The following is an 8,848-nucleotide window of genomic DNA, read 5'->3' on the forward strand; positions in this document are numbered from 1 at the left end:
GATCAGGGGCAAGACCATCGTTGCCGTGGTTTCGGGCGGCAATTTCGATTTCGAGCGGCTGCCGGACGTCAAGGAGCGGGCGCTGCGCTTCGAGGGGCTGAAGAAATACTTCATCATCCGCTTTCCGCAGCGGCCGGGCGCGCTGCGCGACTTCCTCGAACTGCTCGGTCCCGACGATGACATCGCCCGCTTCGAATATCTGAAGAAATCGGCACGCAATTTCGGTTCGGTGCTGATCGGCATCGAAACCAAGGACCGTCGCAATTTCGATTTGCTCAAGGCGAACTTCGAGGCCGAGGGAGTCCAGTATCAGGACATCACCGACAACGAGACATTGGCTGGGTTCATCATATGAGCGGTGCCGGAAAAATCTTCGTCGCGCTGTTTTCCGGCATCAATGTCGGCGGCAACCGCATCGTCAAGATGGCGGAGCTGCGGTCGTTCTTCGAGGATCTCGGCTTTTCCGATGTCGCCACCTATGTGCAGAGCGGCAATGCCGTGTTCCGGACTGACAAAGGCGACGCGGCGACGCTGACGAAACAGATCGAAGCAGCCTTCGAGAAGAAATGGGGTTTCTATTCGCGCATCATGGTGCGCGATCTCTCATGGTTCGAGCGGTTGGTGAGCGAAAATCCCTATCCGGAAGTTGCCGCGGACCACACGAAGCTGCACGCCTATGTGCTGGAGCGCGAGCCGACCGCCGATGAGGCGGCGCGGCTGGCCGAAAAGTGCACCGGCTCCGAACGCTTCGAGATCAAGGGCGATGTGCTCTACCTCAGCGCGCCGGACGGGCTGGGCAAATCGGTGTTTGCCGGGCTGATCCCGCGCACGCTGACAGTGCCGGGCACCGCGCGCAACTGGCGCTCGGTGCAGGCGCTGCTGGCGATGGCCGCCCAGGCTGGTGAGAAGTAAGTCGCCGCCTAGGCTGCCGGAGCGGGTTTCCAGTCGAAGGTCAGTTCTTCGCGGAAAGCAAAGCGCTTGATGTGATCTGCGACGACGCTTTCCAGGCGCTCGAGCGATCCGCCCTCGTCAGTCGTCACCGCGATATGAAGAGCGCTCGCGTCTGCGTCCAGAACTGTGCGGCCCATTGAGAGATCGATGGTGCCATGATTGGGATCGAACTCGACCGGGAATTTGTGCGCCCAGTGCTTGCAGAGCTGCTGGAGGTAGCGGCTGGCATGTTCGGTGGTGACGTCGGCATGGCTGGTCGGCATGAACTCTCCTGGGCAAGCGCTTGTTTGTGTGGCTTGGCGCCAACCTGATGCATGTCGCTCAAAAGTGGCCCCCGCTTTTTGGGGGAACGACATGCATAAAACAAAGGCAGGCGCCACAGCTGGACAGATAGGCGCCGTCCCGGGAAATACCAAACGGTACCGGACCTGTCAGCCGAGCATTATCCGCTCAAGACAGCGTGATGGACTACCAGCTTCCGGTGTTTGCCATCGAAGCCCACGGTTCGGCCTTGGCCTTGGCCGGGCCTTTTTGCAAAAGCTCGATCGAGATGCCGTCAGGCGACCTGATGAAGGCCATGTTGCCGTCGCGCGGCGGCCGGTTGATGATGACGCCATTGTCCATCAGATGTTGGCAGGTGGCGTAGATATCGTCGACCTCATAGGCGAGGTGGCCGAAATTGCGCCCGCCCTTGTAGTCTTCCGGATCCCAATTGTAGGTCAGTTCGACCAGCGGCGCTTTGTCGGCGATGCCGCTTTGCTCGTCTTCGGAGGCCGCGAGGAAGATCAGCGTGAAGCGGCCTTGTTCGTTTTCGTAGCGTCGCACCTCCTTTAGGCCGAGCTTGTTGCAGTAGAAATCGAGCGAGGCATCGACGTCGGCGACGCGGACCATGGTGTGCAGATAGCGCATGTGATTTCCTCGATAAATTGCGTTGCGGTGCAACATAGGGTCGGCCCTGTCAAAGGGCAATCATGCGGCAGTGCGCAATGCCGGCAAAGAACAAATCCGGTATTCCCCCAATGAACCGTGAAAAAAGGCACGGCAGGTCTTGCACACACCGGAAGCCGCGGTGTTAATCTGGTGTCAAGAATCAGTTGCGGTGTTCTTGAAACAAGGGGGCATTCTTATGGGGGAAAAGGCCTCTTTGACGGGGCGGGACGGAACCCTTGGCGACGCCTTGCAGCGTGACGAAGGCGGCGATGCCGCTGATCTGCTCGAAGTAGCCGGCGCCATCAAGTGGTTCGATGTGGCCAAGGGCTATGGTTTCATCCTCCCGGATGACGGAATCTCGGGCGACATCCTCCTCCATGTGACATGTCTTCGAAGGGACGGCTTCCAGACGGCCCTGGAGGGCGCGCGCGTGGTCTGTCTCGTCAAGCATGGCGACCGCGGATTGCAGGCCTTTCGGGTGCTCTCCATGGATGTCACCACGGCGGTCCATCCGGCCGAGATGCAGGAGCAGCGCACCCATATCGCGGTGACGCCGGAGAGCGGTCTCGAACGCGCTTTGGTGAAATGGTTCAACCGCACCAAGGGGTTTGGTTTTCTCACCCGCGGTGAGGGCACCGAGGACATCTTCGTCCACATGGAGACCTTGCGCCGTTACGGCATCACCGAGCTTCGGCCTGGGCAGGTCGTGCTGGTTCGTTTCGGACGCGGCGACAAAGGCCTTATGGCCGCCGAAATTCACCCTGATATGGGGACCTTGCCGGTCTCGCACTAGGACGATTTCCGGCCGAGGATCTCGAATGGCTTACAGGAACTGGCTGACTGCGAGCGTGACGTGCGTCGTAATTGCCGTCGCCGCCGCTGCCGGTGGTTATTTCTATTCCGAAAAGCCAACCTCGGCGGACAGCCGGGCGATGATCCTTCCGACCGATCCGGCGCCGCTGGTCGCGGTGACGAAAGGCGGCGATCGCTCCTTTTCCATCGAAGTCGCCGACACCGCCGCCGAGCGCGAGGCCGGTTTGATGTATCGCCAGGACATGGCGGACGACCACGGCATGCTGTTCGTCTTCGAGGTCCAGCAGCAGGTTGGCTTCTGGATGCACAACACTCCGATGCCGCTTGATCTGATCTTTGTCGGCCAGGACGGCAAGGTCCGGGCGGTCAAGCATGGCGAGCCGCAATCCGACGCCGTTATTTCGCCCGGTGTACCGGTGCGCTTCGTGCTCGAGCTCAAGGCCGGCACTGCCGCCAGGAACGGCATCGAATATGGCGACCTGTTGCGCCATCCGGCCGTCGGCACGGTGTCAGGCCCCGGCATGCCGCCCGCCGACAATGGCGATGCGCCCAATGGCGGTGCCGGTTGAGTGGGCAGGCGGGATCGCTCATGCAGTTTTTCACCCATGACGGTTTCGACCTTGCCTTCCTCGACCGCCAGCCGGCATCGAGCGATGGCGATCCGGTGCTCATGATCCACGGCTTCGCCTCGAACCATTATGTCAACTGGGTGTCGCCCGGCTGGTTCAAGACGCTGAACGATGCCGGCTACCGCGCCATTGCCTTCGACAATCGCGGCCACGGCTCGTCGTCCAAGAGTTATGAGGAGGCCGACTATACGCCGGTCAAGATGGCCTCCGATGCCGCCGCCCTGCTTGGCCATCTCGGCATCGAGCGCGCCCATGTCATGGGCTATTCGATGGGCGCGCGCATCGCGGCGTTCATGGCGCTGTCCGATCCGGACAAGGTGGCGACGCTGGTTTTCGGAGGTCTTGGTATCGGCATGATCGATGGTGTCGGCGATTGGGATCCGATCGCCGCCGCACTGCTTGCCGATGATCCGGCCGCGACCAGCCATCCGCGCGGCCGATCGTTTCGCGCCTTCGCCGACCAGACCCGCAGCGATCGCCGTGCCTTGGCCGCTTGCATCGCCAAATCGCGCGAATTGCTGAGCGAGCAGGATATTGCCCTCATTGCCCAGCCGACGCTGGTCGCTGTCGGCACGACCGACGACATTGGCGGGTCGCCCGATGAGCTTGCAGCATTGATGCCGAACGCCAGGGCCTTTCACATCGAGGGCCGTGACCATATGCTGGCCGTCGGGGACAAGACCTTCAAGCAGCGCGTGCTGGAGTTCTATGCCGAGAATCCGCTCTGAGCGGACGGCTTCCGGGGATCGTTCTCAATGGGCTGTCGTTGATGGCAGGCTTGGCCATTCTGGCGATGCTGGCATCGACAATAGGCGCCTTTACCTGATTGCTCCTAGTCTAGCTGTTTGTGAGGGCCGCCAGCGACCGCGCCATGTTCAGCCTGGCCTGCGGTTCGAAGCGCTGGCGAAACTCTTCGGTGTGGAAAATGTGTGGGCGGGCGAGGAAATTCTTCAGGACCGCACTGCGTCCAGCCCGCCACATCGGCTCCTCCACCCAGGCGTACTCGCGCCGTACGGCGCGCTCATAGGCGTCGAAGGCATCCGGCGCGGCACCCAGGATCGACAGATCCATGTCGAGGAAAAGACTTGCGTCCCGTGTGGCCGTCGCGTCGTCGAACGGCGGCAGTTGGTGCGTGGCGGTGGCGACGATCATCGCCGAGATACGATTGAGGCGTGACGGATCCGAGCGGCTCGCCAGCCTTTTCTCGGCAAGGGCAGCACTTTGCGCCTCGTTGTCCTTGGCCTTGCTGTCATAGATGGCATCGTGGAACCAGATCGCCGCTTCGATCGCCTCGGGATCGCCGAGCGAGCCTCGATAGTCGCCTGCCAGGCCCAGCATCGCCTCGATATGGGCAAGGTTGTGGTAGTGGCGGCTCTTGGCCCGGTAGAGTGCTGAGAGCTCGCTTTTCAGCGCGTCGTCGATCAAGGGTTCGTTTTCCATGGCTGCTTGAATTCCCGCGAACCAAATCCATTTGACAAAGCACTAAGGAAAATTGAGTTCAATCGTGCTATGATCTGGCTTATATGTGCGGCCAGACAACAGGCAAGCGCAACAGGCAAGCCCGGCAGGGCGCAGGACGAGACGGCGATGAACAGCATCAGCATTTCCCGACACAGCGCATTGCAGCCGGTCGATCCGATCTGGCGTTCGATCCGCGACGAGGCGATGGAGGCGGTCAACCGCGACCCGCTGCTCGCCGCATTCCTCTATTCGACCATCCTCAACCAGGACAGCCTGGAGGAAGCGGTTATCCATCGGCTGGCCGAGCGGCTGGACCACCAGGACATCGGCTCCGATCTCATCCGCCAGACGTTCAAATCGATGCTGGCCGACGACAAGGATTGGCCAACGACCGTGCGCGTCGACATCCAGGCCTATTACGATCGTGATCCAGCCTGCGACCGCTTCATCATGCCGGTGCTCTATTTCAAGGGTTTCCACGCCATCCAGACGCATAGGCTGGCGCATTGGCTGTGGAACCAGGGCCGCAAGGATTTCGCGCTCTATCTGCAGAGCCGCTCGTCATCGGTCTTCCAGACCGACATCAACCCGGCCGCCCGCATCGGCAAGGGCATCTTCATCGACCACGCCACCGGCCTCGTGGTCGGCGAGACGGCGGTCATCGAGGACGATGTGTCGATCCTGCATGGCGTGACGCTAGGCGGTACCGGCAAGGCCGGCGGCGACCGTCACCCCAAGATCCGCTACGGCGTGCTGATCGGCGCCGGCGCCAAGATCCTCGGCAACATCGAAATCGGCCATTGCTCGAAGATCGCGGCAGGCTCGGTGGTGCTGTCGCCAGTGCCGCACAACAAGACGGTTGCCGGCGTGCCGGCCCGTGTCGTCGGCGAGACCGGCTGCGATCAACCGTCGCGCCAGATGGACCAGCTTCTGCCGTCGCAGACGATGGATCAGGTCGTCAGCTTCGACATCTGATTTTCACGAGGCCGCCGCCTGCTGCCGGATTCCAGCCGCTTGCATGAGCGGGTGGTTGTCTCGCCTTATCAGGCCGCTTGCCTTTACATCGCCATTGTCGACGTGCCAGAAGCGCGTTCGAACGAGCAAGCCCGATGATCGGAGAAGACTGTTGAAGCCGGACGAAATCAGAAAGCTGGACGCCTATTTCAAGCGCGTCTTCCAGAACCCCAAGATCGAGGTCAAGGCACGGCCGCGCAAGGACGATTCGGCCGAGGTCTATGTCGGCGACGAATTCCTCGGCATCGTCTTCAAGGACGAGGACGACGGCGACTACAATTTCTCGATGGCGATCCTCGACATCGATCTGGCCTGAGCCAGCTGTCCAATGCATGTCGCCCAAAAGTGGCCCCGGTTTTTGGGGCAACGACATGCATGAAATCAAAGATCTAAAGCGCGTCGCCTGAATCCGCTCGAACGCGACGCGCTTTAGCGCTGGGCCGGCTCCGCCTCATGCGGCCGGCCAGCCGGATCTCCCGAAGCGTTCTCAATGTCCTGACTTCAGGACGCGCCCGGCTTCGGTGGCGATTGCAGCGTCGAGCGCCTGCCAATCACCCAGAAACTCCCTTGGGAAGCGATAGGTGAGGCTGAGTTCGTCGCCGACCTGGATGTCGCGCTCGCAGGGCGCCAGCGATTCCTCGGCACTCGGCCCGCTCAGGCAACGGGCTACGAACGGGTCCTTGCCGGGGCGTTTGCCGACAACCAGCACCTCGTTCAGATAGCCTGATTTCTCGTTGAAACCGTACACCGTCGTGCCGCCAGGTCCCGCAATGCCGGGCTGGGTGATCAACGCGCTATAGATCGGCGCGAAGCGGCCACTCATGTCACGCGACATCATCTGCTGTTCGAAGGACAGGAAGATGATGCTCTTGGCAGTGCCCGTATGGTTGAAATCGTCCCGCGCGGCCTCGCTGTAGCCTTCCATCTGGGGATAGCGCAGATAGAGGTCGAGCCGCGAAGCGATGCCGTCGCGCCGGGCCTGGGCGAAACGGATGGTGTTGGCCGGCACGGCAATGACATTGTTGGCGATCACCACCTGGTGGACCGTTGCGTCGTCGGTGTATCCGGCCATGGCGATCGAATGGCCGAACCATTTGCCACCAAGGCTGATCGCTACCGACAGCAGCGCCAGCGCCGCGAACCCGTAGAACACCCGCTTCATCAGCCTGGAATCGACCACCGTGAGTTCGGGGCCGTTGGCGAGCGCTGCCTGCTTCATCTCAGTCCTCGGATCTCGAGCCGCCTGTCCGCCTCTGTTGTCCCTGGGCGGCACACATCGCATGGCATGGCCCTTGCAGCCTTCATGGAACGACTGTGCAATTTCATGGTAAATGGAAAGTTAAGATGGGACCGCTGGAACTCACACTCTTCGCTTTTGTCGTCGGGCTGACGGCCTGCGGGTTGGCTGGATCGGCCATGGAACTGGTGTCGGGCCGCAAGGTCGCCTTCACCGAACCCTATGTGTCGCCGTCACATGTCTTGCGCTCGCTGCTCGCGACTGCTTGTGCCGGGCCTTTCATGCTGGTCAACGATGCCATCGATGCCCGGCGTGAGCGCCGCATTTCCAAGTGGGCACTGATGTCTTGCGGCTGCACGGCGATTGCCTGGTCCTTGGCGCTGGGCGTCGTCGTGCTTGCCATTGCCTCATGGACGATCCGTCTCCTAGGGTCCGAATTGCCAGCCTGAGACGATTCGGAGACCGAAAAATGCCGCTTTATGCGATCGATGGAACGGAGCCCAGCTTCGCGGATGCGGACTCAAACTGGATCGCGCCCGATGCGACGCTGATCGGCGACGTGCGGGTCGGCCGCAACGCCGGCTTCTGGTTCGGCACCGTCATTCGCGGCGACAATGAGCCCATCGTCATCGGTGCCGACACCAACGTGCAGGAACATACGGTGATGCACACCGATCCCGGCTTTCCGCTGACCATTGGCGAGGGCTGTACGATCGGCCACCGCGCCTTGCTGCATGGTTGTACGATCGGCGACAACAGCCTGATCGGCATGGGCGCCATCGTGCTGAACGGCGCGAAAATCGGCAGGAATTCGCTGGTCGGCGCCGGCGCGCTGGTCACCGAAGGCAAGGAATTCCCGGACAATTCGCTGATCGTCGGCTCACCTGCCAAGGTGATCAGGGTGCTGGACGACGCGGCCGTGGCAAGGTTGCGCGGCTCGGCGGCGCATTACGTTGCCAATGGCAAGCGCTTCAAGGCGGGGTTGAAGAAGGTCTGAGGTCAGCTTGGCCACCTGTCGGTGATGGTTTCGCCGCGCCCAACTCATTGTCCGTTGGAGCTGCGCCCGGCAATCGGATCGCGCAGCAATGAAGCACCGGCTTCAAAACCGGCAATCTCGGCTTCCTCGATGGCTGTCCTGTAGTCATCGATGCGGGTTTCGAGCGCCGGGTCGGCGCCCGCTGCCAAAAGCAGGCGGATCGCATCGACACTGCGGATGGCCACCGAATAGTGAAGCGGCGTCCAGTCGTTGACGCCCCGCATGTTGGGGGCAGCACCGCCGTCGATCAACACCTGCACAATGTCCAGCCTGTCTGCCCTGTCGGTGGACAGCGCCGCAATGATAGACGGAAACCCGCCGTGATCCTGATAATTCGGATCCGAGCCGGCATCGAGCAGGGTCGAGATGAAGCCGACGGGGCTCCAATAGATCGCATATTCCAGCGGATGCCCGAGGCCGAACTCAAACGGCATGCGCTCATCGAACCAGCGGGAAGAGCCGCCCAAGGCCACGCCGAGGCCGTCGAAGTCGCCGCCCTTGAAGGCATCGTCGATAGCCTTGAACAGACGATGGCGCTCGCATCGATCTTCCGGGATTTCCAACATCGCCGTGATCCAGAGGGCGGAACCAACGGCTCATAGTGCTCCGATCTTCTGTGCGTGGAAAGACGGGACGATTCGACTGAATGAGATTGCGATTTTTCAGCCACTCCAAGCTGATTGGTTTTCGAACTGCCTCCGCCAGAAATGGCGGAGCCGGCCCGGGGACGGGGCCGGCTCCTTTGACCCGGTCGTTGGGGACGGGGAGGGTGGGGAC

The 8,848-nt window shown here is 61.6% G+C and carries 13 protein-coding genes and 1 pseudogene; 9 read left to right on the plus strand and 5 right to left on the minus strand.

Annotation, left to right across the window (positions count from 1 at the left end; all coding sequences use genetic code 11):
• Positions 1-355, plus strand: a pseudogene (locus tag EN935_RS12585) (threonine dehydratase); the annotation flags it as partial.
• Entirely contained in the window at positions 352-912 is a 561-nt protein-coding gene (locus tag EN935_RS12590; RefSeq protein ID WP_109671725.1) for a DUF1697 domain-containing protein, read from the plus strand. The pseudogene EN935_RS12585 and the gene EN935_RS12590, both read left to right, overlap by 4 nt.
• A gap of 8 nt (positions 913-920) precedes the next feature.
• Here EN935_RS12590 and EN935_RS12595 read toward each other — a convergent pair whose 3' ends face one another.
• Both EN935_RS12595 and EN935_RS12600 read right to left on the minus strand, forming a co-directional pair.
• A complete protein-coding gene (locus EN935_RS12595) occupies positions 921-1,214 on the minus strand; it encodes a DUF2218 domain-containing protein (protein WP_109671724.1) in 294 nt (97 codons plus the stop codon).
• Between the two features lie 205 nt (positions 1,215-1,419).
• On the minus strand, positions 1,420-1,860 hold the full coding sequence (locus EN935_RS12600; RefSeq protein ID WP_109671723.1) for a VOC family protein: 441 nt from the start codon (positions 1,858-1,860) through the stop codon (positions 1,420-1,422).
• 217 nt (positions 1,861-2,077) lie between these two features.
• Here EN935_RS12600 and EN935_RS12605 point away from each other — a divergent pair, with 217 nt between their 5' ends.
• From EN935_RS12605 to EN935_RS12615, 3 genes are read left to right on the plus strand one after another with little or no spacing between them, the layout of a single operon-like run.
• Positions 2,078-2,674 carry a cold-shock protein gene (locus EN935_RS12605; RefSeq protein ID WP_109671722.1) on the plus strand — a complete coding sequence of 199 codons (597 nt, stop codon included), beginning with the start codon at positions 2,078-2,080 and terminating at the stop codon, positions 2,672-2,674.
• 25 nt (positions 2,675-2,699) lie between these two features.
• Positions 2,700-3,263, plus strand: coding sequence for a DUF192 domain-containing protein (locus tag EN935_RS12610; protein ID WP_109671721.1), 564 nt, complete (start codon positions 2,700-2,702; stop codon positions 3,261-3,263).
• Between the two features lie 20 nt (positions 3,264-3,283).
• Positions 3,284-4,051: an alpha/beta hydrolase gene (locus tag EN935_RS12615; RefSeq protein WP_164757809.1), complete on the plus strand. Its 768-nt coding sequence runs from the start codon at positions 3,284-3,286 to the stop codon at positions 4,049-4,051.
• Positions 4,052-4,160: 109 nt separating this feature from the next.
• Here EN935_RS12615 and EN935_RS12620 read toward each other — a convergent pair whose 3' ends face one another.
• Positions 4,161-4,763: a hypothetical protein gene (locus EN935_RS12620; RefSeq protein WP_109671719.1), complete on the minus strand. Its 603-nt coding sequence runs from the start codon at positions 4,761-4,763 to the stop codon at positions 4,161-4,163.
• 147 nt (positions 4,764-4,910) lie between these two features.
• Between EN935_RS12620 and cysE the strand changes: the two genes are divergently transcribed.
• Both cysE and EN935_RS12630 read left to right on the plus strand, forming a co-directional pair.
• On the plus strand, positions 4,911-5,759 hold the full coding sequence (gene cysE, locus EN935_RS12625) for a serine O-acetyltransferase (protein WP_056584656.1): 849 nt from the start codon (positions 4,911-4,913) through the stop codon (positions 5,757-5,759).
• A 151-nt stretch (positions 5,760-5,910) separates the two neighbouring features.
• A complete protein-coding gene (locus EN935_RS12630; RefSeq protein ID WP_008875567.1) occupies positions 5,911-6,114 on the plus strand; it encodes a DUF3126 family protein in 204 nt (67 codons plus the stop codon).
• A 171-nt stretch (positions 6,115-6,285) separates the two neighbouring features.
• On the opposite strand, the gene EN935_RS12635 is transcribed toward EN935_RS12630, so the two are convergent.
• On the minus strand, positions 6,286-7,017 hold the full coding sequence (locus tag EN935_RS12635; protein ID WP_127265174.1) for a hypothetical protein: 732 nt from the start codon (positions 7,015-7,017) through the stop codon (positions 6,286-6,288).
• A 125-nt stretch (positions 7,018-7,142) separates the two neighbouring features.
• Between EN935_RS12635 and EN935_RS12640 the strand changes: the two genes are divergently transcribed.
• Both EN935_RS12640 and EN935_RS12645 read left to right on the plus strand, forming a co-directional pair.
• Positions 7,143-7,484 (plus strand): hypothetical protein, encoded by a 342-nt coding sequence (locus EN935_RS12640; RefSeq protein ID WP_109671716.1) that lies wholly within the window; start codon positions 7,143-7,145, stop codon positions 7,482-7,484.
• A gap of 20 nt (positions 7,485-7,504) precedes the next feature.
• Positions 7,505-8,032 (plus strand): gamma carbonic anhydrase family protein, encoded by a 528-nt coding sequence (locus EN935_RS12645; protein WP_126069252.1) that lies wholly within the window; start codon positions 7,505-7,507, stop codon positions 8,030-8,032.
• Between the two features lie 44 nt (positions 8,033-8,076).
• Here EN935_RS12645 and EN935_RS12650 read toward each other — a convergent pair whose 3' ends face one another.
• A complete protein-coding gene (locus EN935_RS12650) occupies positions 8,077-8,637 on the minus strand; it encodes an ankyrin repeat domain-containing protein (RefSeq protein WP_127265173.1) in 561 nt (186 codons plus the stop codon).
• Positions 8,638-8,848: the final 211 nt, after the last annotated feature.

Source organism: Mesorhizobium sp. M7D.F.Ca.US.004.03.1.1 (assembly GCF_003998635.1).
GTDB lineage: Bacteria > Pseudomonadota > Alphaproteobacteria > Rhizobiales > Rhizobiaceae > Mesorhizobium > Mesorhizobium loti.